This is a genomic window from Bifidobacterium sp. ESL0822, assembly GCF_052606675.1.
Genome location: NZ_CP199596.1, coordinates 1,466,309 through 1,492,683, shown reverse-complemented (window position 1 = coordinate 1,492,683; position 26,375 = coordinate 1,466,309). Strand labels below are relative to the sequence as shown.

At 59.3% G+C, this 26,375-nt stretch carries 21 protein-coding genes and 1 tRNA gene; 15 read left to right on the top strand and 7 right to left on the bottom strand.

What is annotated here, in order from left to right; all coding sequences use genetic code 11:
• Window positions 1-48 precede the first annotated feature (48 nt).
• Window positions 49-1,347 (bottom strand): tRNA guanosine(34) transglycosylase Tgt, encoded by a 1,299-nt coding sequence (gene tgt / locus ACUIAF_RS05850; RefSeq protein WP_015021142.1) that lies wholly within the window; start codon window positions 1,345-1,347, stop codon window positions 49-51.
• 232 nt (window positions 1,348-1,579) lie between these two features.
• Between tgt and ACUIAF_RS05845 the strand changes: the two genes are divergently transcribed.
• The 10 genes from ACUIAF_RS05845 (at window position 1,580) to ACUIAF_RS05800 (ending at window position 15,071) form a co-directional block, all read left to right on the top strand.
• Complete coding sequence (locus tag ACUIAF_RS05845; protein ID WP_110416681.1) at window positions 1,580-3,457, top strand: S1C family serine protease; 1,878 nt, start codon at window positions 1,580-1,582, stop codon at window positions 3,455-3,457.
• A gap of 171 nt (window positions 3,458-3,628) precedes the next feature.
• Window positions 3,629-5,596: a heavy metal translocating P-type ATPase gene (locus ACUIAF_RS05840; RefSeq protein WP_445338135.1), complete on the top strand. Its 1,968-nt coding sequence runs from the start codon at window positions 3,629-3,631 to the stop codon at window positions 5,594-5,596.
• Window positions 5,597-5,713: 117 nt separating this feature from the next.
• Window positions 5,714-7,180 carry an FAD-dependent oxidoreductase gene (locus ACUIAF_RS05835; RefSeq protein WP_445339172.1) on the top strand — a complete coding sequence of 489 codons (1,467 nt, stop codon included), beginning with the start codon at window positions 5,714-5,716 and terminating at the stop codon, window positions 7,178-7,180.
• Between the two features lie 166 nt (window positions 7,181-7,346).
• Complete coding sequence (locus ACUIAF_RS05830; RefSeq protein WP_445338134.1) at window positions 7,347-8,528, top strand: ImmA/IrrE family metallo-endopeptidase; 1,182 nt, start codon at window positions 7,347-7,349, stop codon at window positions 8,526-8,528.
• Complete coding sequence (locus tag ACUIAF_RS05825) at window positions 8,525-9,118, top strand: DUF4411 family protein (RefSeq protein ID WP_445338132.1); 594 nt, start codon at window positions 8,525-8,527, stop codon at window positions 9,116-9,118. The genes ACUIAF_RS05830 and ACUIAF_RS05825 overlap by 4 nt, the downstream gene beginning before the upstream one ends.
• Before the next feature lie 81 nt (window positions 9,119-9,199).
• Window positions 9,200-10,135 carry a zinc metalloprotease HtpX gene (gene htpX, locus ACUIAF_RS05820; RefSeq protein ID WP_015021148.1) on the top strand — a complete coding sequence of 312 codons (936 nt, stop codon included), beginning with the start codon at window positions 9,200-9,202 and terminating at the stop codon, window positions 10,133-10,135.
• A gap of 47 nt (window positions 10,136-10,182) precedes the next feature.
• Complete coding sequence (locus tag ACUIAF_RS05815; RefSeq protein WP_181415028.1) at window positions 10,183-10,842, top strand: response regulator; 660 nt, start codon at window positions 10,183-10,185, stop codon at window positions 10,840-10,842.
• Entirely contained in the window at window positions 10,839-12,014 is a 1,176-nt protein-coding gene (locus ACUIAF_RS05810; RefSeq protein ID WP_445338131.1) for a sensor histidine kinase, read from the top strand. Before ACUIAF_RS05815 ends, ACUIAF_RS05810 begins: the two co-directional genes overlap by 4 nt.
• Window positions 12,015-12,263: 249 nt before the next feature.
• The gene (locus ACUIAF_RS05805; RefSeq protein ID WP_445338130.1) at window positions 12,264-14,096 is read left to right on the top strand and encodes a hypothetical protein; all 1,833 of its coding nucleotides are present in this window, start codon (window positions 12,264-12,266) and stop codon (window positions 14,094-14,096) included.
• 132 nt (window positions 14,097-14,228) lie between these two features.
• Complete coding sequence (locus tag ACUIAF_RS05800) at window positions 14,229-15,071, top strand: ABC transporter ATP-binding protein (RefSeq protein WP_015021152.1); 843 nt, start codon at window positions 14,229-14,231, stop codon at window positions 15,069-15,071.
• Between the two features lie 20 nt (window positions 15,072-15,091).
• On the opposite strand, the gene nagA is transcribed toward ACUIAF_RS05800, so the two are convergent.
• The 4 genes from nagA to ACUIAF_RS05780 are packed head-to-tail and all read right to left on the bottom strand — an operon-like array spanning window position 15,092 to window position 19,615.
• Window positions 15,092-16,399 (bottom strand): N-acetylglucosamine-6-phosphate deacetylase, encoded by a 1,308-nt coding sequence (nagA, locus tag ACUIAF_RS05795; protein ID WP_445338128.1) that lies wholly within the window; start codon window positions 16,397-16,399, stop codon window positions 15,092-15,094.
• A 14-nt stretch (window positions 16,400-16,413) separates the two neighbouring features.
• Window positions 16,414-17,202 carry a glucosamine-6-phosphate deaminase gene (nagB, locus tag ACUIAF_RS05790; protein ID WP_015021154.1) on the bottom strand — a complete coding sequence of 263 codons (789 nt, stop codon included), beginning with the start codon at window positions 17,200-17,202 and terminating at the stop codon, window positions 16,414-16,416.
• On the bottom strand, window positions 17,199-18,305 hold the full coding sequence (locus ACUIAF_RS05785; protein WP_445338126.1) for an ROK family protein: 1,107 nt from the start codon (window positions 18,303-18,305) through the stop codon (window positions 17,199-17,201). The genes nagB and ACUIAF_RS05785 overlap by 4 nt, the downstream gene beginning before the upstream one ends.
• Window positions 18,306-18,310: 5 nt before the next feature.
• Window positions 18,311-19,615, bottom strand: a complete 1,305-nt coding sequence (locus ACUIAF_RS05780) for an AGE family epimerase/isomerase (protein ID WP_445338124.1) — start codon at window positions 19,613-19,615, stop codon at window positions 18,311-18,313.
• Between the two features lie 297 nt (window positions 19,616-19,912).
• Here ACUIAF_RS05780 and ACUIAF_RS05775 point away from each other — a divergent pair, with 297 nt between their 5' ends.
• Both ACUIAF_RS05775 and ACUIAF_RS05770 read left to right on the top strand, forming a co-directional pair.
• On the top strand, window positions 19,913-21,031 hold the full coding sequence (locus tag ACUIAF_RS05775; protein WP_198204087.1) for an ROK family protein: 1,119 nt from the start codon (window positions 19,913-19,915) through the stop codon (window positions 21,029-21,031).
• A gap of 123 nt (window positions 21,032-21,154) precedes the next feature.
• Window positions 21,155-21,225, top strand: a tRNA-Gly gene (locus tag ACUIAF_RS05770).
• 229 nt (window positions 21,226-21,454) lie between these two features.
• On the opposite strand, the gene ACUIAF_RS05765 is transcribed toward ACUIAF_RS05770, so the two are convergent.
• Both ACUIAF_RS05765 and ACUIAF_RS05760 read right to left on the bottom strand, forming a co-directional pair.
• Entirely contained in the window at window positions 21,455-21,892 is a 438-nt protein-coding gene (locus tag ACUIAF_RS05765; RefSeq protein ID WP_445338123.1) for a hypothetical protein, read from the bottom strand.
• An 830-nt stretch (window positions 21,893-22,722) separates the two neighbouring features.
• On the bottom strand, window positions 22,723-23,796 hold the full coding sequence (locus ACUIAF_RS05760) for a hypothetical protein (RefSeq protein WP_445338121.1): 1,074 nt from the start codon (window positions 23,794-23,796) through the stop codon (window positions 22,723-22,725).
• 545 nt (window positions 23,797-24,341) lie between these two features.
• Between ACUIAF_RS05760 and ACUIAF_RS05755 the strand changes: the two genes are divergently transcribed.
• The 3 genes from ACUIAF_RS05755 (at window position 24,342) to ACUIAF_RS05745 (ending at window position 26,372) form a co-directional block, all read left to right on the top strand.
• A complete protein-coding gene (locus ACUIAF_RS05755; protein WP_015021159.1) occupies window positions 24,342-24,575 on the top strand; it encodes a DUF2188 domain-containing protein in 234 nt (77 codons plus the stop codon).
• A 200-nt stretch (window positions 24,576-24,775) separates the two neighbouring features.
• Entirely contained in the window at window positions 24,776-25,585 is an 810-nt protein-coding gene (locus tag ACUIAF_RS05750) for a hypothetical protein (RefSeq protein ID WP_445338120.1), read from the top strand.
• A 31-nt stretch (window positions 25,586-25,616) separates the two neighbouring features.
• Window positions 25,617-26,372, top strand: coding sequence for an alpha/beta hydrolase (locus tag ACUIAF_RS05745; RefSeq protein ID WP_033511701.1), 756 nt, complete (start codon window positions 25,617-25,619; stop codon window positions 26,370-26,372).
• Window positions 26,373-26,375 lie beyond the last annotated feature (3 nt).

Genomic DNA, 26,375 nt, shown 5'->3' with positions numbered 1-26,375 from the left:
GAAAAGGTTAGCACGGTTGTCTGCGCGGCGCAATAAGGGCGTGTTGGCTCAGCCCTTGGATCCGTGAGCGTAGAACCGGGCCAGGGTCTCCTTCTTGTACTCGTCAAAGTAGCCGCCGTCTATGGACTGGCGGATTTCGTCCAGCAGCCTCACAAAGAAGCGTTCGTTGTGGATGGTGGCCAGCGTGTAGCCGTTGAGCTCATGGGCGCGAAGGAGATGGTCGATGTAGGCCCGGGAGTAGTGGGTGCAGGTGTAGCAGTCGCAGTCCTCTTCGATGGGTCTGAAATCGGTCTTGAACTGGGCGCGCTTGATGTTCCAGCGGCCGTCACGGGTGAAGACGGCCCCGTTGCGGCCGCAGCGGGCCGGGGATACGCAGTCGAAGGTATCCCCGCCGTTCTCCACGCCTGCAAAGATGTCGTCCACGGCTGCGATGCCCAGCACGTGCCTGGGCCGGGATTCAGGCATTTCGTCGCAGATCCAGGCGCAGGTCTGCCCAAGCAGCCGTTTCTCTATGGCGCCTCCGATGCCCACGCCGTCGAAGTCCAGGGAGGCGATCTGGCGGGCGGCGCGTCTGCGCAGGTCCTCATAGTTGGCCCCCTGTACCACGCCGAACAGGGCCTGGTAGGGCTTGCCGGTCCGTGCCTGGGTCAGCCTCTGGTGCTCCTCCACGCAGCGTTTGGCCCAACGGAAGGTGCGCTCCACCGACTGTTCCTGGTAGGTGCGGGTGTTCATCAGTGTGGTCAGCTCGTCGAAGGAGAACATGATGTCGGCGCCGATGCGGTGCTGGATGCCCATGGAGATCTCGGCCGAGAAGCGGTGACGGTCACCGTTGAGCGGAGACTTGAAGGTGACTCCGTCCTCGTCCACGAAGGCCAGGCGCTCCTTGCCTTCAGCGATCACCTGGTCCGATTTCATGCCGGTCACGTCCATGGCCAGGGTCTTCTTGAATCCAGCCCCCAGCGAGAGGACCTGGAAGCCGCCCGAGTCGGTATAGGTGGGGCCGTCCCAGTTCATGAACCGGGCCAGGCCGCCTGCTTGGTCCAGAATGTCGGGACCGGGACGTTCGAACAGGTGGAAGGCGTTGGCCAGGAGGACCTGGGCACCCAGCTCCCGCATCTGCTCGGGCAGGACGGCCTTCATGGCCGCCTGGGTGGCCACGGGGATGAATGCGGGGGTGTGGATGTCTCCGTGAGGAGTGTGGATGATGCCGGTGCGGCCGTAGCGGCGGCCATCGTGTCCCAGGCCTTCGGCGCTGTCAGGGAGGCGGTTCAGGGTCTCGAAAGAGAATGCAGCACGGTCGCCGGGTCGGCCCGGCGCGGTTCCCAGTGGGTTGGTGATCAGGCTCATGGCTCCACTGTATCCAAGACTTCCAACCGTCCCGCTGCCGCCCTGCGTACAGTCGATGTGACTTTCATCCAATGTTCAGACAACATTCAGCATTTCGGCTCTAGACTTGGAAGCAATGCATGCGAGGACCCGCTTCGCCTGTCAGCCGGAAACAGCAAAAACCGCGGGCGACGGGGTAGATTGACAAGCGTGACCGAATAGCAGGCAGCGGCATCGATCCAAAGGAGCAGAAATGGCTGAAGAGCACAAGGCCGACCCTTGGAGGGGCGGCGATGACGATCAGTCCTGGCAGCCAAGCCACATCGAGCGCGGGGCCGCCGATCAAGAGCAGGAGACGGGAGCTTCCGCGGACCAGACCGTCTCTGCTCAAGTCCCTGCGACAGAAGAAGGGGACCAGCAGACCCAGGCCTGGGACCAGAGGCCCACCACCCCCATCGCCATGCCTGGTGGTGATGCCCTGCCTACGACTACGGAAAACGGGTCGAATGGCGATAGCGGCACCGGGACTTCAGCCTCCGCTCCCAGTGGCTCGACCACGGGGCAGGATGCGCCGACGCAGCAACAGCCTTACTATCGGCCTGCGCCCGAGTATGGAGCTTACGCGCCAGCAGGCTCGCGTCCGCCTGCCAACGATCAGGGTCAGCAGCAGCCGAACCAGCAGCCCAATAACCAGGGGTATGGTTCCAGTCCTCAGCAGGGTTTCTTCGGACAATACGGGCAGCCTGGCCAGTTCGGTCAGGGTGGCCAGCCCCGTCAGAATGCCGGCCAGAACCCTCAGGGTGGCCAGCCCTCCGGTCAGGGACCGTTCGTGCCCTTCGGCTCCGGTGGCCCCAATGGCCGGCCTGGTCCAGTCAACAACGCCGGCAGCAACATGAGCGGCACGGGCAAGTACGTCTTCACCGCCGTGGTGGCTGCACTAGTGGCTGCTGCCCTCATGTTGGGCCTGGGTTGGGCGGCACTGTCCAACGGATGGATCACCCTGCCATCGTCCTCCTCGCTCAGCGGGGTCTCTTCCAACTCCTCAGGCCAGGGCACAGCCAAGGTCCAGGGAGGGCAGGCTCCTGACTGGCAGACCATCAGCAAGCAGGTCTCCGAGTCTGTGGTCTCCATCCAGGTGCAGACCAAGAGCGGGGTGGGGGCCGGATCGGGCGCGGTCTTCGATACCCAGGGCCATGTGGTCACCAACAACCACGTAGTCGATGGCGCCCAGGAGATTCACGTCACCCTCTCCAACGGGCAGATGTACACGGCCAAGGTGGTCGGCACCGACACCACGGCCGATCTGGCCATCCTCAGCCTGGATCATGCGCCCTCCGACCTGAAGCCTGTGAAGTTCGCCGACTCCGAAAAGCTGGCTGTGGGCGAGAATGTCATGGCCATTGGCAATCCCTTGGGCTACGAGAACACGGCCACCACCGGCATCGTCTCGGCTCTGAACCGCCCGGTCTCGGTCATGGACGAGAGCAACAACAACCCCATTGTGACCAACGCGGTTCAGCTGGATGCGGCAATCAACCCCGGCAACTCGGGCGGTCCAACCTTCAACGCGGCTGGCGAGGTCATCGGGATCAACTCCTCCATCGCATCCATGGCCTCCTCCAAGTCCGAGGCGGGATCCATCGGCATCGGGTTCGCCATCCCGTCCAACCTGGTCAAGCGGATTGCCGATGAAATCATCAAGGACGGCAAGGCAAAGCATGTCTCCTTGGGTGTCACCATCCAGAGCAGCACGGCCCAGGCCGATGGGGTAACCCGAGGCGGGGCCAAGGTCACCAAGGTGGTCTCCGGCTCACCGGCCGACAAGGCGGGCATCAAGACGGGCGACACCATCGTGGCTTTCAACGGCCATGCGGTCAACAACAACTACTCCCTGCTGGGCTTCGTCCGGGCTGCCGCCTTCGGCGATTCGGTCAAGATCACCGTGGTGCGCGACGGCAAGACCGCCGAATTGAGCGCCACACTGGACAGCGAGGAGCAGACCGTCCAGGGCAAGCCTAGGACCAACAGGAGGAACTCGGACGGCAGTGGTCAGGACGGTGACTCTGGCCAGGGCGGTTCGGGCGACGACGATGACTCCATGGATCCCTTCCGCTTCTTCTTCGGGCAGTGATCCGGGACTGAACCCAGGGGCCGCATCCGTCAGATGACAGGTGCGGCCCCTTGTCATACCGCCGTCCATCGCTGACCCCGGCGCGGTATAGGCTTGAAATGTCAAGAGCAGAAGAGAGCCGTGATCCGGCTACGGCTGTCAGGTCGACAAGTCCGGAGCGGGGAAGTGGTTATGTCAAGAGTCCTGGGTTTCGCCAAGAAGGTCCCCATGCTTTGGGTGGTTCTGGTCTGTGGGCTGGTCATGGGCCTGCTCTGGCACCCCTATCGTCAGGCTGCCCAATGGCTGGTCGCCGTGCTGGTGGCCGTCTCGTTGGTGGATACCCTCAAGGGGATGATCGATGACGTGCGCCAGGGCCACGTGGGCGTGGACATCCTGGCTGTGGTCGCCATCCTCTCCACCCTTGCCGTCCGGCAGTACTGGGCCAGCTGGGCCGTGGTCCTCATGCTCTACTCCGGCGATGCCATCGAGCAGTACGCCGGGAACAAGGCGCAGAACAACCTGACCGTACTGGTCCAGGCCGCACCCCAGGTGGCCCATGTGGTCCAGGCAGACCTGCCAGAGGGGGAGCATGCCCTTCCCAAGGAGAGCGACTGGAGCACGGTGGCGGTCGATAAGGTCCGTCTGAACGACCTCCTGGTGGTCAAGCCCGGCGAGACCGTGCCCGTTGATGGCGAGCTGATCAGCCCCACCGCCACCTTGGACATGTCCACCATCAATGGCGAGCCCATGCCCCGCAGACTCTACCAGGATGCCCAGGTCATGTCCGGGGCGGTCAACGGCTCGGGCACCTTTCTGATGCGGGCCCGGCAACTGGCGCGGGACTCCCAGTACCAGCGAATCCTCAACCTGGTGCGTTCCGCCCAGAACTCCCGGGCTGCAGTCGTCAGAACAGCCGACCTGATGGCGGTCCCCTTCACCGTGGTGGCCTTCATCATCGCCTGCGTGGCCTGGATCATCTCCGGCGTGCCGACCCGGTTCGCACAGGTCCTGGTCCTGGCCACCCCCTGTCCTCTGCTGATCGCCGCCCCTGTGGCCTACATGGCTGGGACCGGGAGGCTGGCCAAGGCTGGGCTGCTGATCAAGACCCAGGACGTAATCGAGAATCTGGGCCGGGTATCGCACATCTTCTTCGATAAAACCGGCACGCTGACCGTCAAACGACCTCAGGTGGCCAAGATCGACCTGCCATACGGTGAAAAGCAGAAGGTCGATACGGACCGGATTCTGGCCATGGCGGGTGCTGTGGAGTCCTACTCGGTCCACATCCTGGCCAACGGAATAGCTGAGGCCGGGGCCGCCGCCCAGGAGCGACTGCGGGCACAGGGCAAGGGCGAGACCCATCTGCATGCGCGGGAGGTTCAGGAGGACTCCGGCAACGGGGTGCAGGGCCAGGTCGATGGTCACCGGGTCAAGGTGGGCAGGGCCCAGTTCGTGGCCGACGGGCATTCAAGTGATTTATTCGGCCCCCTGGCGCCTGATGAGATGGCCTCCTATGTTTCCATTGATGGGGTCCTTGCCGCCAGGGTCGTCATGAAGGACGTGCCCAGGTCGGATGCCGCCCGGACCATCACCCAGCTGCGGGAGTTGGGCATCACCCGTCTATCCATGGTCACCGGCGACAAGGAGGACTCGGCCCGGATCATCGCCGACCAGGTGGGCATCACCGACGTGCATGCCGGCCTCTTCCCCGAGGACAAGGCCGATCTGATTGCCAAGGCCTCCAAGGAGGAGCCCAACCGGCAGCCCATCTGGGACATCTGGCTGTCCAAATTCCTGGGGGAGTCAGTGACCAAATCCATCACCCTGATGGTGGGGGACGGGATCAACGATGCCCCGGTCCTGGCCGCGGCCGACGTGGGCATGGCCATCACCGACGGAACCACCACGGCCGCCTCCGAGTCCGCCCAGGCCGTGATTATGAATGACGACATCGCCTGCCTGCCCAGGTCAATCACCATTGCACGCAGGACCAAGCGGGTCATGCTCCAGGCGGTCATGCTGGGTCTGACCCTGGCCACGGTGGGCATGCTCTGTGCCGCCTTCGATCTGATTCCGGTGGTTGTCGGCGCCTTTACGCAAGAGGCCATCGACGTGGTTTCAATCCTCTGGGCCCTGACTGCGCTGATAGACCGGGACTGAGGCCATTCGCGACGCTTGGTGAAAGTCCCGGGGATGGAGCCCAATTAGCTCTGTTCCCGGCCGTCGCTTTGCGTTAGGCTGACAAGCATGAGCGATAATAATGTCAACGATTCCACCATGCCCGCACCGGCCCGCGGCGAGGAGGCCGACTCCCCCCTGCGCGTGGCCGTCATAGGCGCGGGGCCTGCAGGGGTCTACGCCTCTGACATCCTGCTGCGGCAACTTCGGGAGAAGGGCGCAGACCTGGGTCTGGGCGACAGGGCCCGAATCGATCTGTTCGAGAAGTTGCCTGTTCCCTTCGGCCTGGTCCGTTACGGCGTGGCCCCGGACCATCCCAGCATCAAGTACATCGCCGGCGCCTTGGAGAAGACCCTGGACAACCCCGAGATCCACCTCTATGCGGATGTGGAGTTCGGCAAGGACGTCAACTTGGATGATCTGCTTCAGCGCTACGATGTGGTGCTCTTCGCCACCGGCGCCGTGGACGACCGCCCCCTGGAGATCGCCGGCCACGAACTTGATGGCGTTCATGGGGCCGCTCACTTCGTCGAGTGGTATGACGGCTATCCTGATGCTGACCAGGAGTGGCCCCTGGATGCCAAGCAGGTGGCAGTCATCGGAGGCGGGAACGTGGCCATGGATGTCTCCAGAATCCTGATGCGCAGGGCCGACGACCTGCTGGGCACGGACATCCCCGACAATGTCTACAAGGGGATTCAAGGCAACCAGGCCCGCGAACTGCACATGTTCATCCGTCGCGGGCCGGCCCAGGCCAAGTTCTCGGTCCAGGAGCTGCGTGAGCTGGAGAAGCTGCCCGGGGTGCAAATCGTCATCGACGAGGAGGACTTCGACCTGGATCAGGAGACCATCGATCGGGCCGGCGCCGACAAGCTGACCCGGCAGATGCTGGAGGAGCTCTTCACCATCAGGGAGATGGCCGAGGACATGGCTGAGGACGGTGGCGTCGACTTCGAAGGCAATCCCGCCGACCGCCGTTTCTATATGCACTTCTACCGGATGCCCGCCGCAATCATCGGCCAGGATGGTAAGGTCACCGGAATTCGCGTGGAGAAGACCAAGGTCACGCCCGAGGGCACCATGGAGGAGACCAGCCAGTACGAGGAGTATCCGGTACAGGCTGTCTACCATGCCATCGGCTACAAGCCTGCCGAGGTTCCCGGCATTCCTTACGACTTCTCCGGCTACACTCTTTCCAACGTCCACGGTCGCGTGACTACTGCTCCCGAAGGGCAGGATGGTCGACCTATCGACCGGCTCTACGCCACGGGCTGGGCCAAGCGGGGACCCGTGGGCCTGATCGGGTCCACCAAGTCCGATGCCCTGGAGACCATCGGCAACATGCTGGATGACTTGGCTGCCAGCCCGTCTCGCGGCCGCTTCGCCAAGGACCGGGACGACGATTCGATTGATCGCTTCCTGGCTGACAAGGGCATCCAGCCCATCGACTTCGCCGGCTGGAAACGGGTGGATGCCTACGAGCGAGCCGAAGGGGCTAAGGTCGGCCGCGAGCACATCAAGGTCATCGACCCCGATCAGCTCCGCCAGCTCGCCCACGGCGAGTAGGCGATCGGCCATAGGCCGTCGGTGGTAGGGCCTGGATGAGGTTCATGAATCCTCATCCAGGCCCTGTTTTCTTGGTACACACTACTGGGTGCTCACAGTGCGGCGAATAGATCTGGCACAGCTATCATTGTCGTATGAGCCCCTCACGGAATCGAAGGAGCGTGACATGGCTAACCTGACTCTCTATCCGGCCACCCTCCAGTGGGCCGTTGAGGAGAGCGATGCCGATCCAGTGGCCCTGTCCCGGCGCCGGGGGCTTGGCCAGTTGCCGGATTGGTTGGAATCCAAGGAACCCGTGTCCGTATCCTTCAACAAGGTTGAGCAGCTCAGCAGGGCCCTGCATGTGCCTTTCGGCGCCTTGGTCAGGTCGGTCGTGCCCCGGCACCGCCTTGAGCCCCTGGTCCGGTACCGTACCGTAGGCAATACGTCTGTGCAGCCCAGCAAAAATCTGCAGGACACTATCGACCAGATGCGATTCAGACAGGAATGGGCCAGGGATGAATTGCTCGAATCCGGTTTGGATGCTAACCCGCTGGTCGGGTCGGTAGGGGATGCAGAGCAGGACGACGCCCTGGCTGATGCGCTTCGCTCCACCCTAGGACTGGATGTGCGCTCTACCTGGGAGGGCGGCAATTCCAGTGACCGCTTCCGTCAGATCAAGGAACGGGCCTCTAATGCAGGCATTATGATCATGCTCAACTCCCAGGTGGGCTCCATGAGTTCTCGAAAGCTGGATCTTCAGGAATTCCGCGGGTTCGTGCTGATCGACGACATGGCTCCGCTGGTGTTCATCAACAGAAACGATTCCTTTGACGGCATGATCTTCACCTTGATTCATGAGGTGGGGCACGTATTGCTGGGCACTCAGGAGCTCTTCGACGGCATTGGCGGCCAAGGGGATCGCAAGGTCACGGAGCGCGCTATAAACCGGGCAGTGGTAAAGGCCGTGATCGACGATGAGCGCTTCCGGCAGGTGTGGCGAGAGCAGTTGGAAGAGGGACAAAAGCCTGCCGATGCCGCCGAGTCCATAGCTGATGACTTCCACCTGAGCGCCTTGGCTATGGGCATACAAGCCCATCAGTTCGGCTTGACTGGCGAGGATACGCTTGAGGAACTGCAGGCACGAATGAATCGGCATCTTCAGGACAAGGCAACTCGCCATCAGGATCGGGAACCCCATGGCAATGGCAACAGGACCAACGCATCCAGGGTCGACACCGGCTTCGTCCGCCTGGTCAATGCCGCCATGGACGGGGGCAGATTGGCCCCGACCGAGGGCTTCGACCTGGTGGGGGTGCGTTCTCCGCAGTCTTATCAGGGTTTGATTCGTGAAAAGAAGCTGATATGACCCCTACTCTCTACCTGCCCGATTCCAACGTCTTCATCGCCTCCTACGGGCTCAACCATCCTTTCGACTACAAGGAGTTCCACCCCTTCTGGCGATGGATGGAAAAGCTGACTGAGGACAGGGTGATTGCCATGGTGGATGTTGTCTACGACGAGCTGGTCAATGAGCAGGCCGCTGATCCCGATATGTTGGCTCTTTGGGTGCGTGCAGTGTTCAAAGGCCGCCAAATAAGCCATAAGGACGACAGGTATGCACAGGTCTATGCGAAAATCCAGGATTATCTGGTCACCTGCGGGCAGTATACGGAAGGGTCGCGCCAATACTGGGAGTCAGAGGGCAAGGCGGATCCCTGGCTGATTGCCGTGGCCAAGGTCGAAGGGGCGGTCATTGTGACGGATGAGGCCCGAGTTCCGCTGCAACAGGGGCAGCACATGAAGAAAGAGCCCAAGATTCCCAACATCGCAGACCAGTTTGGGGTGAAGACCATGAATCTTCGGCGATTCTTCGATGCCAACGGGAGGTTGAAGAAGGCCCAATATGTTCCTAAGCCTCGTGACAGGAAGAGCGTAGATCCAATCGTATTGTTCTGAACAAAGAGGGGGACATCGGCAGCCCCATCTTTTCAGCGGTCGTTCAGCAAAAATTCAGCGGTATTGTCTACCATGGAACCCATGAATGGCAAGCTGAAGGTTCACGGACATTTCAACGGCCTTAAAACGACGCTTTTGTTCGCCCTCATGTGGGCCGTTATCATGCTCATCTGGTGGCTGACTGGCGGTCGCCAGGGGACGCTGGGCATCTATATCCTTATAGGCCTGGCCACCACTTTCGGGTCCTACTGGTTCTCCGACAAGGTGGCGATCGCCTCCATGCATGCCCGGCCGGTCAGCGAGCAGGAGGCCCCCGACCTTTACCGGATTGTCCGGGAGCTGTCGGGGAGGGCCGGTAAGCCCATGCCTCGTATCTATATTGCCCCCACTGACTCGCCCAACGCTTTCGCCACAGGCCGTAATGAGCGCCATGCCGCCGTCTGCTGCACCCAGGGGATTCTGCGCATCCTCAACGAGCGTGAGATTCGCGGGGTGCTGGGCCACGAGCTTATGCATGTCTACAACCATGACATCCTGACCTCTGCCGTGGCTTCGGCCATGGCCACGGTCATTACTTACCTGGGATACTCCCTCATGTATTTCGGCGGCGACAGCCGGGACAGGGATAATGATTCCGGCCTCTTTGGCCTCCTGGGCGTGCTGATCAGCTCGATTCTGGCCCCCTTGGGCGCCTCCTTGATTCAGATGGCCATTTCCCGTACTCGAGAGTATGACGCCGACGAGGACGGCAGCCGGCTGACCGGGGATCCGGCGGCTCTGGCATCGGCGCTGAACAAAATATCCTACGGATCCCAGGCCGTGCCCATGCCTCAGACCGCCGGCACCCAGAGCGCCGCCGCCATGATGATCGAGAACCCCTTCTCGGTCAAGGGATTCAGCAGGCTCTTCTCCACTCATCCGCCCACCGAGGAACGCATAGCCCGCCTGATGCAGATGAGCCAGGAGATGGGGCAGACCCAGGTGAATTCCGGGCGTGGAGCCCAGGTGGGGTACTGAGAGGTCGAGCAGTTTTGCGTCCCTGTCGATAGGAGATGATGCCTGGGATGACGGAGACCATCAATCTGGCCATCGTCGACGATCAGGAGCTGGTCAGAGCAGGACTGGTCTCGATACTGGCTGATGAGGACGATATCAACATTGTCGCGGATGCAGCCAGTGCCCGGGAGCTTCTGGAGCACCCTCGCCTGAGAGATGTCGATGTGGCCCTGGTTGACTGCCGTATGCCTGACATTGACGGGATTCGCCTCATCGACATCTTGCGTAAGAGAGGACTGAAAGCCCGATGCATCGCACTGACGGCATTCGACGAGGATGAGAACCTTGTGGGAAGCATCAAGGCTGGAGCATATGGGCACCTGCTCAAAGACGCCGATGCAGAGGAGATCATCGGCACCGTGCATAGGGTCTATAGGGGTGAACGCGTCCTCGGGACTGCAGAGTCGGGTAGGCTGATGGACCTCATCAGCAGGGAAGGCGAACCGTCGCAGCCTGTCAAAGCAGCGGGAGGAGTCGACGTAGCCGACGACTTCGATCGGACTGACCGTCAGATCATCGACATGATCGTGGCTGGTTTAACCAACAGGGAGATTGCCGATCATCTCTGCCTATCCCTGGGCACGGTCAGAAACCGCGTCAGCAGCATTTTCGACAAAACCGGCGTGCGCAATCGCACCGAGTTGGCCATGACCTCAAGGCGGTCATGAGCCTGTCAGAAACTGAGTCGTCTCAGGAGCGGAAACCAGGGTCCCTCCCATACGTGGGCCTGGTGGAGGTCGCTTCGTTCTGCTGCTCCTTCCTGTGGTCAAAATATGGCAATCCTCTCAACTTCTTCCTCTTCCAGACGGTCATGGTGTCGGCCTGGCTGGGTTATAGGCTGATTCGGCGACGTATTCCTGCCCTCATTTGTGGGGGCCTTCTCATCGCGGTTTGTCTGGCAGCCACTCTCTTCGACAATCCGCCGCAGATGTTTCTCACCACCATCGTGACTGTGGATGTTCTCTTCGCCTTTCCGGAGATCTGGACCTGGGTCGCAGTAGGAGGGGAAATAGGGGTCTACATTCTGCATATGGCATGGAGGGGAGAATGGCGACGGGACTCCTGGGGCGATACGGTCCTGAACCTGGCTCTGATCGTCTTCTTCGCGGTGGCTTTCCTCTTTTACGCACGGGCCAGCCGTCTGCTCATTGAAAAGAACCGGCAGCTCGCCAGGCAGTCGCTCACAATAGAGAGCCTGGCCCTAGCTAAGGAGCGGGCAGAGATGGCCTCGCAGATGCATGATTCGATTGGTCAGTACCTATCGGCCATGCACATGGAGCTTGAGGCGGCGCAAAGGACCCTGCACAAGGGTTCATCCATCGACCGGGCCCTCACCCATGTGATCAAGGCCGGAGACATCGATAAGAAGGCACTGGCTCAGGTACGTCAGCAGGCCAGGGCTTTGAACCCGGCTGCCTTTGGCGGGGAGCTGACCAAGGAGTCGATTGTCGGTCTGGCAGACTCCTTTGAATCCACAGGTCTGCATGTGACCGCTACGGTGAATGGGAGCCTGGAGGGCCTGTCATCGCAGAATAAGGTCCTTATCTACCGGGCCTTGCAGGAGACTTTGACCAACGTGGTCCGTCACGCCCATGCCTCCTCCGCCTCGATTGTTATTGATCTGGCACCGAGAACCCTTCGCCTGTGTGTGACGGACGACGGGGTGGGTCCTGGCAAAGGGTCTGGTCGGTTTGTGCCGGGCTTCGGCCTGTCCTCCCTTGAGCAGAGGGTAAAGGACTTGGGCGGCTTCTTGCAGGTAGGACCGGCAGAGACAGCGGAGTCTTCCCGAGGTACCCGGGTAATACTCTCCCTTCCATTGACCGCGGATTCTTGCAGGTAACTTCTGCAGTGCAGCGGACGCAGTGACATTTGTCCTCCTGATGGTGACATCTGTCGGTAGCATCTCCACTATCCGTCGATATAGCTTGGCCCTATGCAATGGGCAGCAATAGGCAGTGAAAGGAAAGGACCCGGAACGGAAGGGGCTGAGGGGCGGAGTATTAGGATCGGGTACATCCGCCTGGTGAATTCCTTGTGGAGGGGAAACCGCGGCCTGCAAATCCTGAACATCCTGGCTGGAGCCTGTCCCATGGCCTTGATTCTCCTGGTTCTTGAGGCTATGGTCCGGGGAGGAGAGGGTGCCGATTCGACCACTCCGGTAGTCATGGTAGCCATCTTTCTGACGTCTTCAGCTTCCGTTTCCAAGACCATCAGCGACCATGCCTTCACTGCTCAATGGGACAGGCTCATGCGCATCCGTCTGCTGGGCGCCTCCCCCTGTCGGCTCCTGGGCTCGATACTGGCCGTCCAAGGTCTCATGGCTGCCTTCTCAGGCCTCATTGGCGTGGCTCTGGGCGAGCTGATGAAGCCTCTGGCAAGGCCTGCCATGGCACGGCTGGACATGCTTTTGCCGGAGCATGGCATTCTGCCAAACCTCTCCTCCATTCTTATGACGGTCCTGCTTTCCGTTTTGTGCCAATGTCTGGGCGCCATATTGGCTGCAGTGAGGGTCATCCGAGCTCGGCCCGATTTGCAGTCCATGCCCCGCTCTTCCGGGAGACGGCACCGCGCCCTGTCTACTGCGGCCATGCTCCTGGTGGTCCTTGCGACTTGCATGATGATCTACCTAAAGGGGACTGGAGCGGCCGCCGGCGGTATGGGCATCTTTTTGATTCCTCTCTTGGCATGGGCCTTGATAAGAGTGGGCAGACCCCTATTGAACCGAGCAGCGGGGGTCATCATGGCGGGTTACCCAAAAGGTCCTGTGGTCACCTTGGCTTTGCGCAATCAGGAGACCACTAGGGCGGCCTCCCTCTTCACGATGGTGGTCGTCGCCACTGCAGTTGCCTGCGGACTTTTCGGCTTCTTGGGATACAGCGATGCCAATGCGCGCGCCTCTCTGACCACGGCTCTGGCAGGAGGGTCTGTGATCAGCCCGGTCGGCAGTGACCGAGGGGCCCTGGATCATTGGGCTGCCTATGTTCGGTCGCGCGATACTGATCCTCTTATTCTGGCTCCTGCCACCGTAGTGCCTATGGCAAAGGACGGTGCGGGATGCGACCGGCAAATACGCCGGGCCGCCTCCTACTATCGTGGTGCCTCACGCCTTCAAATAGATGGCGATCTGAGTCGGATTTTTCCGTCGGCAGCCCTGCATCCTGCGCGGGATAGTACAGGATTGGACGGGCTCGATGGGGTGGTGGCTTCCAGTCCGGAGGTGGGTGCGGGTATGTCCCTCGGCGCGCCGGTCTGTATTGATGATGGGAACGGACCAGCTCGACGGAGTCGGATTGCGGCTATAGCTGACCTGCCGGGTGGAATGGGTCAGTACTTCATCCCCTCGCATCTATCTACTTCTACCTCCCGAAATGCATGGAAGACCGGATATGAACGTTGGGGCGGGCGCACTCCCCTGGCTCTGGTTTCGTCACAGGTGGGTGGCCGGGAGGTGCCGACAGGGGTCGTTGACCAGACGGCTGAAGCATGGGTGGCGAATCTGCCGACTGGCAAGATCTATTCACAGACCGGAGGGGAGGGGATGAAGGAAATGGCCGTCATCGTCTACCCGGTCTTGGTCATATGTGCCGTGGGCGTCCTGTCGCTGATCTTCACCATGGTTGAGGAGAGGCGTAGGACCAGGGCCGTGGCCGTCCTTCTTGATTTGGGAGTCTGGCGGTACGGATGCAGTGGGACGTTAAGGTACCTGAGCGAAGTCTTGCCGGCCTTCCTGCTGGCCTGCGCCGGTTCGCTCCTGGTTGTCAACCTCTGCTCTCACCCGCAGTCAGTCGAACTCTATGGAGGTATCTCCTTTTACTGTCCCGCTGGGCAGCTGGGTCTGCTTCTGGCGGTGGTCCTGGCGATGGGGCTGGTGGCCCTGGTCGCCCACATGATTTCCTATGTTCGTCTGGTCTGTCAGGGATGAGCAAAGCAGCCTGTGGTGGACTGGAAATAAGTGAGAGCGCCATGAAATGAGACGGAGTCTTACATTCGGCGGTTGTGAGCGGATGTTTTGAAAATTGCGTGTAAGAAGGCTGGGCGTGAGAAGGAGGGATGTATGGAAACAGGACATGATGGATGGGATGCAAGAAAATCTCAGGTAACTGCCCAGGGTGTGGGCCCGGATGGTGGCGGTACGGTCTTGCGGGCCAGGTCCGTTTGCTACGACTACTCGGAAAATGGACGACGCAGGCATCGTCTGCTGGGAAAGTCGTATGACAGGAATGGGCCGGCACCTCAAATCGGGCCAGTCAATATAGAACTGCAAGATGGCTGTATTACGGCCCTGATTGGACCCTCGGGATGCGGGAAGTCCACTGTGCTCAAGCTGCTTGCCGGCATCCTGACCCCCTTGCGAGGTCAGATCTGGTATGAGCATCGGGATATTGCTCGGCAGCCGGATTTTCGCCGGGCAAGGCTTCGCAGGACCGAATTCGCCTTCATTTTTCAGGATTACATGCTGGTCGATTCTTTGACGGTCGCCGAGAATATCATCCTGCCGCGGTCCTTGAATGGTTCAGCCACCGATGATGGTGCTGTACGTCGGGCTCTGGCCTGTGTGGACCTGCCGACCGGTGTAATGAGGCGAAAGGTGGGCGAGCTGTCAGGAGGTCAACAGCAGCGGGTGGCCATCGCTCGGGCCATGATCATGGATGCGCAGGTTCTCTTCGCGGATGAGCCCACCGGCAATCTGGATCCCAGAGCCCGTGAGGACACCCTTGATGCCATCCAAGCAGCCATGAGTGCGGGACTCAAGGCCAGCCTTCTGGTTACTCATGATGCCAGGGTGGCTTCCAGGGCCGACAGAATTCTGTATATGCAGGATGGGAGGATTTGCGGTTCCTATCCCCATATGGATCAAGAGGATATAGAGCGGCTCCTTCTGTCCGGGTCGGAGTAGGAGGAGCCGCTGAGGTCGATTCAAAGCTGAATCCTGTGCCCGTTACAGACCACGGTTTTGACGGACCAGTCAGCCGGGTTCAGGAGGAGGAGGTCGGCCGCATAGCCGGGTGCCAGCAGACCCAGCGGAGCACCGGTGATCGGGTTGGAGCGGTCCAGTCCCAGGGCTCGGGCAGGTGTCAGCGTGGCGGCTTCCACGGCCTGGGGGGCTGGCAGGCCGATGGCCTGGACAGCTCTGCCGACTGCCACATCCAGGGTCAGGGTTGAGCCGGCGATGGCCCCGTTGGAGGTCAGACGGGCGTGGCCGCCCCTCACTGTTACATCCAGGGAACCCAGCTTGTAGGCGCCGTCCTCGCAGCCGGTGGCCTCCATGGCGTCGGTGACCAGGGCTATCCGATGGGGGAAGAGCCTGAAGGCCAGGTCGACGCAGGGGTCCTGCACATGGAAACCGTCGTTGATCAGCTCGGCCGTAACCCGGCGGTCCTCCACGGCGGCTGGAATGGGGCCCGGCTGACGGTGGTGGATGCCGTTCATGGCGTTGAAAACATGAGTGAGTATACGGGCGCCGGCATCGAATGCGCGGCGGGTCTGGTCATAGTCGGCATCGCAATGGCCAACCGCAGGCACCACACCGGACTCGGCCAGGCGGGATATGGCCTCGTAGCCATGGTCGCGCTCGGGGGCCAGGGTCACCTGGCGTATGCAACCGTCGGCAGCCTCCAGGAGATTGTCAAGAACCGCTGGCTCAGGATCGCGCAGGCACTTGGGATCGTGCGCGCCCTTACGGGAGAGTGCGATGAAGGGCCCTTCCAAGTGGGCGCCCAGCACGTCGGGCCTGGAGTCCATGACCCTCTTGACTGAGCGCAGATTGGTGCACATCGTGTCGACCGGATTGGTGATCAGGCTGAGCACCTGCCTGGTTGTTCCATGGACCATATGGCAGGCCCTGGCTGTGCGAATGGCCTCGTCGCCGTCGTCAAATGAGTGAACCCAGCCGCCGTGGGAGTGGATGTCGATGAACCCGGGGGTGAGGATGAAGCTGGCTGCATCGATGAACTCAGCACCGTCCGCATTCACGTCATGGGTATCTGATCCAGGCTGGAAGGAGGGCGGCAGGCTGGGCAGGCCAGCGGCCCTCAGGGCGGATTCCAGGCTCTCTCTGCCTTGCCCGACCTGCTCAATCCTGCCATCCAGGGCCAAAATCCAGCTGTTTTCCCTGATTCCTCGAGCGTCTATCAGCCTTGCGCCAGTCAGGACAAGGGGATGGGCCGGTCCGTGGAGGGATGATTCAACCGCGAGCCCCGCCGACTCGTATGCTTCCTTGGACATGTTTGGTTTGCCTTCTAGATGGACTGCCAGTCAGGCTTGTTGGCATATGCCCACTTGTAGTAGTCGCGGTTGCGCAGGCGAGAGGCGGCGGCCTCGTCCACAATCACGGTGGCATGGGGGTGCATCTGGAGGGCGGAGGCCGGGCAGAAGGATGATATGCCGCCCTCTACGCTCTCGGCCACGGCTTCTGCCTTCCCGGCACCGAAGGCAAGGAGGACCAGCTGGCGTGCCTTGAGGATGGTCCCGATTCCCTGGGTGATGCAGTGGGTGGGTACCTGGTCCATGTCATTGTCGAAGAAGCGTGCGTTGTCGATGCGGGTCTGTTCGGTAAGGGTCTTGATGCGGGTGCCCGAGGCCAGGGAGGACCCGGGCTCGTTGAAGCCGATGTGTCCATCGGTGCCGATGCCCAGAATCTGCAGGTCGACGCCGCCGGCATCCTCGATTGCCTGGTCGTACACGCGGCCAGCGTCCTTGATGGTGTCCAGGTTTCCATTGGGCACCCTTACCTTGGCAGGATCCAGGCCCAGAGGCTTGACAACGGTTCGGTCGATGGTGGAACGGTAGGACTGCGGGTGGGCCGGATCCAGCCCCGCGTACTCGTCCAAGGCGAAGCCGCGCACCTGGGAGACGTCGATCTTCTCCTTGCGGACCAGATCGGCAAGCGCTTGGTATGCCGCCAGGGGGCTGGACCCCGTGGCCAGACCCAGCACGCAGTCAGGCTTGCGCCGGATCAGGTCGGCTGTGTAGCGGGCATAGATTTTGCCGGCTTCCTCCTGGGACTTGACGATGATGATTTCGGTCATGATGCGATTTCCTTTCCAATAAAGTCAGATGGGCGACTGTCGGCGGCCATGCGTCCTGCCAAGGCTGCGCCGATGGCTGCGATGGGCAGGTCTGCTGGGGCCAGACGCAGCCGGTCTGACAGACTCAGCGAGGCGATGAAGTGGCTGCAGGCTGCACTTCTATTCAGATGTTCGGTGACCAGATCCAGCAGCGGCTGGCCGATTTTGCTCATGCCGCCGCCCAGGATGATGACTGCGGGATCGATGGTCAGGGCCACAATCTGTACGGCCAGGGCAATGCCATGGCCGATGATGTCCTGGACTTCCTGCGCGTGCTGGTTCCCTTGGCTTGCCTGGGCAATCAGGTCAGGCATGGGGTGGGCGATTCCCGGCCAAAGGGCTTCCGCTGCCGAACCTGAGGCCACGGTCTCCAGGCAGCCACACTGGCCGCACTTGCAGGGAAACCGATGGTCATCCACTGAGATGTGGCCAATTTCGCCGATTGCCCCGCTGGCTCCGTGTTCGATCCGACCCTCTCGAATGATGCCCGCTGCCAGACCGGTGCCTAGGTTGATGAAGGCCACTACGTGGTCGTCTTGGTCGGGAAGGGCCCTGGGCCCATCACGTCCAGGCTCTGATGCGGGGCGTCGGGACTGGTCCCGGGCAGCCTCGGAGTGGGGTGTGGTTCCAGGGGCCACCAGTGTGTCATCGGCCTGCGATGCGGCTCCCAGTGCAGCGATGTTGACATCGTTCTCGACGCGGACAGGTAGGCCAGTCGCCCTGGCGACGGCAGGACCCAGAGCCATGTGACGGATGCCCAGGTTGACCGCGTCATCCACTATTCCCCGGTTGGCATCCACACGTCCCGGGATGCCTAGGCCCACGGTGGCCGTACCCTGGTTCGGGCCCAACTGATCCAGCAGGTGGCGGATAAGCGTCACCGTGTCGTCATAAACCGCTTGGTTTCCCTCGCGCGTGGGGATTCGAAAGCTGGCCAGCAGGTGCTTGTCGCCATCCATGGCCACGCCTTCGATCTTGGTACCGCCAATGTCAATCCCCAGGCTGATCGGGCCAGCCTGGACGCTATCTGTATCCGCCTCGGGATGCGGGGTCGATGCTGCCATGGATTTCAGTGGGCCTGATCCTGGTCCGTCCGTCCCTGTCCACAGGCCTTCTTGACGGCCGTGGCGATGGAGACCGCCGGGTCGTTGTAGGGGATTAGTGTGGACTGGAAGGCGTGGTAGAGGTCGGATTTGCCGGGCCAGACCGTGCCGATGACATGGTTGTCGGCATCCAGCTGATGCCACCAGGACCCGCCCTGGTGGTCAATTAGGTAGTGGTCTACGTAGCTGCAGAAGGTGGCGTACCAGTCAGCGTAGGTAGTCTTGCCGGTGGCTGCGTAGAGGGTGGACGAGGTGTTCAGGGCCTCGGCCAGGGTCCAGTGCATGCGGTCGTGAACTACAGGGTGGCCCTGCCAGTCCGTGGTGTAGACCAGGCCCTCGGCCCCGTCGACGGCCCAGCCATCCTCCACTGCCCTGGCGAACAGGTGCTCGGCTGCCTCGATATAGCGGCGACGGTCGGCCTCCTGATCGAACCTGCCCAGGGCGTACTGGGTGATCAGCCTGGCCCATTCGATTCCGTGGCCCGGCGTAGCTCCATAGGGTTTGAACTGGTCGGCCTTGTTGTCCTGGTTGTAGTTCAGGTCGGCCTGCCAGTCGCTGTTGAAATGCTCGGGGATGCGCCACTGGTTGTTCTCGGCCCACCTGATGACCTGGTCGATGATGCGGCCGGCGCGCTCGCGGTAGTCCTCCTTGCCGGTGGCATCGGCCACGGCCAGGAAGGCCTCGGTGCTGTGCATGTTGGCGTTGAGCCCCCGGTAGGAGTCCAGCTGCGTGAAGCCACTGTCCCAGGTATCGACGGCCAGGCCCTTCTCGTCATCCCAGAAGTAGCGGTTGAAGATCTCCAGTGCCTGGTCCAGCAGGTCCTGCCCATCGGGGTCGCCCGCCAGCATGGACGAGGAAGCGGCTAGGACTACGAAGGCGTGGGTGTAGCAGGACTTGCCGCTCTCGGGCTGGCCCTGCCAGGAGACCGAGGGATACCAGCCGCCATGTTCGTCGTCGTGCAGGTTGCCTTGGAGGGCCTGGACGCCACGATGAACCAGCTCTGATGCGCCCGGGTATCCCAGGAGGCTGCCGATGGCGTAGACGTGGGTCATTCTGCAGGTGATCCAGGTCTGGATTCCCTGGTCCGGGTCGATGCTGCCGTCGTCATTGAGCCAGCCGGCACCGCCCTGCTCGGTAGGGAACCCTCGTCCGAAGTCCAGGAAGCCATAGGTCTGCGAGGCCATGAAGATGCGGTTGGCCTCGTTGCCCAGCAGGTATCGGGGATTTATGGCGGACGGTGAGACTCCCGAATGGTTCGGTGTCGTGGTCATGGCGATCGCTCCTTTGCTCAGCGGGGGATGCAGCTGTTTCTGGTATCTGTTTACAGCCTAACACGTAATTGTTAGGAAACTGAACTTTTTACTGGCTGTACCCGTTTTCTTGCTCACGATGCTAGTGGGCAGTCCTGAAAACGAACCCCTTTGGTGCCGCAATGACGAGGTATGGACCTGCCCGAGCAAGGAAGTTTACAATATAAGTAGCAAGCATGGATGGGCATGATCACGGGGTTCAAGGCCCAATCCCCATGGCGGGTCCCCGTTCCCGCATTATCTATCGTCAGGCGAATCATGACCAGCAATACCGGTAACCTGTCCAAGGCGCTGCCCAAGTCGGTGCGGCACCACAACCGAGCCATTCTGCTCAGGCTGCTCTACCCCGATGTCAGTATGACCAGGGCTGATCTGGCCCGCGCATCAGGGCTGACCAGGGTCGCCATATCAGACATCGTGGCCGAGCTGCTGGGCGAGCATCTGCTCATGGAAGTGGGTTATAGCAAATCCACTGGGCCGGGCAAGCGGGGACGGCTGCTGCGCATCAATCCCGATGGGCGCAGCATCCTGGCTCTGGACCTTTCCACGCCCTACGTCTTCAGGGGGGCGGTGCTCAACCTGACCGGGCAGGTGGCGGCGCGTGAGGAGATCCCGCTGACCGCTGACGGCAAGGTCCCCCTGGATTTGGTGGGGGAGCTGGCCGATTCTTTGATGCAGCGTGCAGCCCACCCCATCATGGGTATCGGCGTATCCAGTCCCGGCATTGTCAGCGCTGAAGGTGTGGTGGATGATGCCACCAACCTGGGCTGGGTTCAGACCGACCTGCGTGGCTATCTGCATGAGAAGACAGGCCTGGAGGTGACTGTCAACAACGATGCCAACAATGAGGTCCTGGCTGAGCAGCAGTTTGGCTCGGGCCAGTCCGACCTGCTTCTGGTCCATCTGGGCGACGGGGTTGGGGCAGGGTTGCTGGTTTCCGGCGAGCTGGTGACCGGTTGCAATCGCGCGGCCGGCGAGATCGGCCATGTGGTGGTGGACCCCACCGGTCCTCAGTGCCGCTGCGGCAAACGCGGCTGCCTGGAATCGCTGATTACCGTTCCCAAGCTGACTGCTGCAATAGATCGGGACCCTGACAATCTGGCCAGCATTTTGCGCCGAGCTGGTGAACTGCTGGGCCGCGTTCTGACTATTCCCGCAGGCCTTATGGACATCCCTCGAGTAGCTGTCCTAGGCGACTCCAGAGTGGTCAACCGCATCTTCCTGAGCGCCATGGAGAAGACCATGAACGAAGCTCTGGCTGCTGATTTCCGACGCCCCCTGGTGGTTGACCGCTCGGCCTTGGGCGAGGATGCCGCCTTGCTCGGGGCCTGCTCCACAGTGGTGGCCGACCTGATCGAGCCTGATGGCACTATCTGAAAGTGGATTGAAGGCCTGTCACGCAACTGCGACTGGAATTGGTGATTCGCGCACATCGCCGAGACCTGCTATTATGGTGACTCACATGCGGTTGGCCGAGGCCTGACCCCGGTAGCCGGATTTGCGGGCGTAGTTCATTGGTAGAATGGAAGCTTCCCAAGCTTCAGAGGCGGGTCCGATTCCCGTCGCCCGCTCTCTTTTCTAGAAAATCGCCATCAGCATTGACATGTGGCTTTGGGAAGTTTTCAACTTTGGCAAAGATAAGTTCTTGAGCGCATCTGGAGCTGACCGGCCTCGTGCTAATGATGGAGCCGAAACCCTTGCTCGAGCGTATGCTGCATTCCTTGCGAATCCAGATTGTTAGCCATTTGATGAAGCTGATTGATTTATAGGCGGTGAGCGAGCGTCAGCATCAGCCTTTACTCACAGGGGAATATCGCTGACGTCTATCGAGAGGAACAGTACCCCAGCCAGACTATGCAGCAAGACGATCAACGTCACTAAAACAAGCAGGATTTTTGTGACGACGTTCCACCATTTCCGGGCTTTGCGCGACTTCCGTTTATACAAGGCAACTATATGGACAATGCCGCTTATCAGCCAGCAGACAAGCCCCACAATAGTGGTCGCAATTATCCTGTTCACCCAAGTGTCCGAGGCAAAATCAACGGCATACGGGAATGCCATAAAGAACTCAATGGGAGTTCTGCTATACCAGCCCCAGCTCATTGGCAGTAACAGAACCAGGCCTAGAAGCCATAGGACAAGGTCGGCATGAGCGGGTACATGGATCATGCGGCGAAGGTCGGTCTTCTCCGTATCCTCGCCTGTTTTATCCGATTTCCGTCCCCTGCATGCCATAGCCGCAAGGCTACAGCATCTGTAGGTATGAAGAGCCACATGCAGACGCTTCCTCACATTCCCCGTCAATCTTGTTCCACTTGACCGCCAGTTTTCACTGAAGAGTTTCTCATCTGTGAAAGGTTTGACCGTGCGATCTGCAAGTTGGGCGACTATAGCAAAAGACGGCACGAATCATGGCGTGGCCTTGTTTGTGTTTCCACATCTGATTGAGGCGTATGTCCAGACTTTTGCCCGCTTCATCCGATGTGAGGAAGTTTTATCGAAATTCGCTGTCTGGCAGGAAATCTACGACGTGGTGTGCGCCAACTCGACTTGTGACTATGCTGGCGACCACCGCCGACCATTTAATGGAGCACTAACTTTAAGCTGCTATCAACATGATGCAGCCCTGCCTTCATACTCAAAGACAGCCGTACCCTACCGGCGAACTGATATCGCTCTACTGCGAGCATCCTCAGTGGAGAGAGCCGGGCACTATCGACGACTCCTAAACACATTATCTTCCATGTCGGCGAAACAGTCGCGTCTTAGGTCGCAAACGGTACTCTGTTAAAATCTCTAGAATCTCAACGTTAACGGAGGCGCGTCCACCTTGCCTGAAAAGGCATCTACCCCAAGGATTGTATTCAAATGGGGCGCTAAACATCTCAAAGCTCGTTGCAGTCCTGGATGGCAGGTTGTCTGAAGTTGATTTTTCTAGATTGTGTTGGCAATTCTTCCTTATTGGTCGCAATCGCTAAAATATTTAGATAAATGGTTATTGTCAGAGATGGTGCATACTGCCATTAAAATAGTTAAGTAAAGTTTCTTAATGTAAGATTATTGTTTTAACATATGACATGTGCTTCATAGTTATCTCTCTCCCAGCCAAATATGTAAGACATCAGTGAGGTGATTAATAAAAGACCTTGTGCGGCGTTTGCGGGCGTGAATTGTTGTTTATTTGGATGGTGAGCGATAGCATGACGGGAAAATGTGGTTGGTATGGGTGTTTTCCCGTATGCGTAACCCTGCATAGCAGCGGGTATGGGAGCAATTGCAATTATGCTGCTGATACTCGTCGTCTTTGTGACTTTGTCAAGCGTTTTAGGATTTTCTGTCTCTCTGGCACTTTTTAATTTCCGATACAACTCGCTTTCGGGTTTCTTTAGTAGATCAATTAGATGGGATAATATTCCGGCTAAAAGAGCTTCCCCAGAAGCCAGATGTTTTTCGGCAATGACATCGAGTGCTTCTTGGAGTAGTTGAATAAGTGATTCTTCCTCCTCGCTTTCTTGCCTATTCTTTGATTTTTTGATTGCCCCTCTGCAGTCTTCGATAATATAATTCAATGAATGTGCAAGAACTATTCTTCTGTGGTGTGTTGATCCAGCTATAGCTAGCTCATCAATAAGCTCTGTTCTGATTACAGAATATAAGGCTATTCCTTCTTTTAATTCTAGATCAATTAACTTACCTTTCTTGGCTAAGATTCCAGATCGTTGAATATTAGATGGATATGATCTTATGTATGCAACTGAATCTATCTGAGCCAGCATCTCAGCTAATTTGGTTATAGTACCAATATTCTCAGGCAATCGTGTTTGCTGTATGTTGCTAAATATCTGAGTTAAAGAATTTTGCCAATCCGTGGCGGTCTGAATCCGTTGAATAATGGGACTAAGACTATCGGTTATTCTTACTAGTGATTTTGCCATGTCGCTAGTTGAAGTAAAGGATAAGAGATTATTAATTAGATCGGAATTATTTGAAAATAACGAAGATATATTTTTAGGTAAATCGATACTATTCGAATAGTAAGTTGAAAAAGATCGAATGCTATCTTGTATCTTTTGCAAAGACAAGCTGTAAGCAGTTGTATTATTTGTCTGTCGCTCTATCTTTGCTTTTTCCGCACCCATGCTTTCAAGTTTAGACGCTACATTGAGAAGTATTTACAGCATGAAATGACTGTTGTTCTTATGCAGGAATTCTAATTTACGATAGCACTAAGGCCTGGAAGTCGGCGTTTCTATAAGATAACGTGGGCGGGCTTCTACAATACTTAATGTCTATACCTCTTATCCCATAGTATTGATGCAGACAATGATGCAATTACGAGAAAGTTGAGAAGTCTGGCGCAGTTATCTTCGCTTGGTCATATCGGAGATGGTTTATATATATCTTCTTCTCACTCTTCAGGCGCGCTCATGTAAAAGTCTATATGTATCTCACTGTTGACGAAGACCGTGTGCTTTTAATATTGCCAAGATTGCGCATGAAAGATGTTGTTCGGATTGTTGCATGCCGCCAGCTAAGGTAATCGCGAATAGGCGCGGTGGCTGTATTAGAGATGCACTAGTAAAAAATCATAATCCTTATATATTTTGGAGTGTCGAAGCACGGTGCCCCAGGTCAGGCAGTGGAAGATGAGGGGGTACAGGGAAGTATGGAAAGGACGGCCATCATGGCTGATTATCACGTGCAATACGACGGGGATCGCGATCTCTGGACAGTCAAGCGGGCCGGAGCCTCACGCGCCTCCCGCACCTTCGCAACCAAGGCGGAGGCCACCAAGCAGGCCAAGGTCTTTGCAGACCGGTCCGGCGGCGGTGAAGTCAACATCCATAACAAGGGTGGCAACAAAATACGCGACAAGCGCACCATAGGCAAGAAGGATCCCCGAGACATCAAGGGCTGAAGTCCAATTGAAATTTGGGATCTTTCGCCGCCATCGGATTTGTGCGGGGGCCGTGGGTCGTGGCGATGAGCGACTATGCCTAATTATCCCCTTCCATTAGCGCGGCAGGATGTTGGGATGGTGAAGCATTGGCCGCCGTCGCTGGTCTGTATGTGTCCGCCCCCATAGACTGAAACCAACCGTGAAAGGTGGCGAGGTCGATGGCCGATGGATTCAACCAGCTGGATCAGCGGCTGGCGGACAGCGGGTATGACGAGGGTCTGCCAGCCTCCTACCCTCCTCGCCCGGATATTGATGAGCGTCCCATTCAGATAGCCCATGCCAACATTTGGAGTCGGTTTGCGGCGGTTACGGGGCTGGTCTCGGCCCTGGCGGGCGCGGCCTTGCTGGCCCACGCCATAGCACCCTCCAGGCTGGGGGTCATAGGTCAGGTGGGCATCTCGGCTTGGGTGGGTGTCTCCGTCGCCTTTGCCCTTTTGACCTTGATTCTGGTCGTCATAGCCCGTCACTCCGGACCAGTCCCGAACCGGCCATCGGTAGGTTCGGCGGGCATTATTCTTCTGATATGCGGAATGCTCTTGACCTTGGCAGGCTTGCTTATTGCCAGCTCCTCCCCCAAGGGCATCATCAAGGCCCCTGCGCGTGACGACGCGCCCATCGGCTCGCCCCAGGCCATGACCGACGGTATCGACAAGGCTGTTGGCCAGTGTGCCTCCGGCTGGCATGATGTCAGCCTGGGCGGGTATGTGGGCATCTCCCAAGCCCAGTATTGCACGGATACGACCATGGCCTACGTGGTCTTCGACAACGATTCAGCGGCAACCCTGGCCAAGGGGCCTATCCGCGCCCGCGTGCCTGACCTGCTCTCCCGCTACGAAGGTGGGTTGCAGCCCCAGGATCTATGGGTGCTGACCGGCAAGCGCTGGATGGTGGTGGGCAGCAGGACCCAGGTGACGGAAGTGCAGGGCCAGTGGGGTGGCCAGGTCGAGCCGTTCATGGGCCGGGATTGAATGACCGGACCGGTCGACTATCGTGGCAGATATGGATCAAGCACAAAAGGATGACAGTGGATTAGTGGGTCGGCCCTCCACGGTAGTGCCCGGGCGCTTTGGGCAGGAACTCAAGGTCGAGCAGGTCCGTTGGTCCCGCAAGCAAGGCACAGCCAACCCTTCTCGGCCCATTTTTGTACTCATGCACGGATGGGGCTCCAACGAGGAGGACATGGCCGACTTGATGCGTTATGCGGCCCCCTACAACGACTACGCATCCCTGCGGGCGCCCATGGTGGTGCCAGGCAGCGAGCGCGGCATGTTCGGCCCGGGCTACACCTGGTTTCACGACATGCGCCCTGAGCAGGAGGACCTGGATCGGGATGGCTACGCAGCGGCTCGGGCTGTGGACGCCTGGGTGTCAGCCAACATCCCCGAGGATCGACCTGTGGTGGCCATGGGCTTCTCCCAAGGAGCCATGCTGGCTGTTCATCTGCTTCGGGTCAACCCTGAGCGCTATCGGGCCTCCATATGTCTGTCCGGATTCCTGGCCCCAGGCCTGGTACCGGGAACCGCTCCGGCGGATGAGCGTCTGGCTGGTTTGAATAAGCCGGTCTTCCTGGGCTTCGGTTCGGATGACACCACAGTACCCAAGTACGAATTCCGGGCCCTGGCCGCCTGGCTGGACGAGCATGTATGGCTGCACACCACCGAGTACGACCATATGGAACATGCCGTCGACATGCGCGAGATGAACGACCTTCGCCAGTGGTTGGGCGAGATTGATGTGACCTCGGGTCTTATGTAGACC

Bases quoted from the DNA above. Each gene is read 5' to 3' on its own strand.
- tgt (WP_015021142.1), bottom strand. From the start codon at position 1,347: ATGAGCCTGATCACCAACCCACTGGGAACCGCGCCGGGCCGACCCGGC.
- ACUIAF_RS05845 (WP_110416681.1), top strand. From the start codon at position 1,580: ATGGCTGAAGAGCACAAGGCCGACCCTTGGAGGGGCGGCGATGACGAT.
- ACUIAF_RS05840 (WP_445338135.1), top strand. From the start codon at position 3,629: ATGTCAAGAGTCCTGGGTTTCGCCAAGAAGGTCCCCATGCTTTGGGTG.
- ACUIAF_RS05835 (WP_445339172.1), top strand. From the start codon at position 5,714: ATGCCCGCACCGGCCCGCGGCGAGGAGGCCGACTCCCCCCTGCGCGTG.
- ACUIAF_RS05830 (WP_445338134.1), top strand. From the start codon at position 7,347: ATGGCTAACCTGACTCTCTATCCGGCCACCCTCCAGTGGGCCGTTGAG.
- ACUIAF_RS05825 (WP_445338132.1), top strand. From the start codon at position 8,525: ATGACCCCTACTCTCTACCTGCCCGATTCCAACGTCTTCATCGCCTCC.
- htpX (WP_015021148.1), top strand. From the start codon at position 9,200: ATGAATGGCAAGCTGAAGGTTCACGGACATTTCAACGGCCTTAAAACG.
- ACUIAF_RS05815 (WP_181415028.1), top strand. From the start codon at position 10,183: ATGACGGAGACCATCAATCTGGCCATCGTCGACGATCAGGAGCTGGTC.
- ACUIAF_RS05810 (WP_445338131.1), top strand. From the start codon at position 10,839: ATGAGCCTGTCAGAAACTGAGTCGTCTCAGGAGCGGAAACCAGGGTCC.
- ACUIAF_RS05805 (WP_445338130.1), top strand. From the start codon at position 12,264: ATGGCCTTGATTCTCCTGGTTCTTGAGGCTATGGTCCGGGGAGGAGAG.
- ACUIAF_RS05800 (WP_015021152.1), top strand. From the start codon at position 14,229: ATGGAAACAGGACATGATGGATGGGATGCAAGAAAATCTCAGGTAACT.
- nagA (WP_445338128.1), bottom strand. From the start codon at position 16,399: ATGTCCAAGGAAGCATACGAGTCGGCGGGGCTCGCGGTTGAATCATCC.
- nagB (WP_015021154.1), bottom strand. From the start codon at position 17,202: ATGACCGAAATCATCATCGTCAAGTCCCAGGAGGAAGCCGGCAAAATC.
- ACUIAF_RS05785 (WP_445338126.1), bottom strand. From the start codon at position 18,305: ATGGCAGCATCGACCCCGCATCCCGAGGCGGATACAGATAGCGTCCAG.
- ACUIAF_RS05780 (WP_445338124.1), bottom strand. From the start codon at position 19,615: ATGACCACGACACCGAACCATTCGGGAGTCTCACCGTCCGCCATAAAT.
- ACUIAF_RS05775 (WP_198204087.1), top strand. From the start codon at position 19,913: ATGACCAGCAATACCGGTAACCTGTCCAAGGCGCTGCCCAAGTCGGTG.
- ACUIAF_RS05765 (WP_445338123.1), bottom strand. From the start codon at position 21,892: ATGGCATGCAGGGGACGGAAATCGGATAAAACAGGCGAGGATACGGAG.
- ACUIAF_RS05760 (WP_445338121.1), bottom strand. From the start codon at position 23,796: ATGGGTGCGGAAAAAGCAAAGATAGAGCGACAGACAAATAATACAACT.
- ACUIAF_RS05755 (WP_015021159.1), top strand. From the start codon at position 24,342: ATGGCTGATTATCACGTGCAATACGACGGGGATCGCGATCTCTGGACA.
- ACUIAF_RS05750 (WP_445338120.1), top strand. From the start codon at position 24,776: ATGGCCGATGGATTCAACCAGCTGGATCAGCGGCTGGCGGACAGCGGG.
- ACUIAF_RS05745 (WP_033511701.1), top strand. From the start codon at position 25,617: ATGGATCAAGCACAAAAGGATGACAGTGGATTAGTGGGTCGGCCCTCC.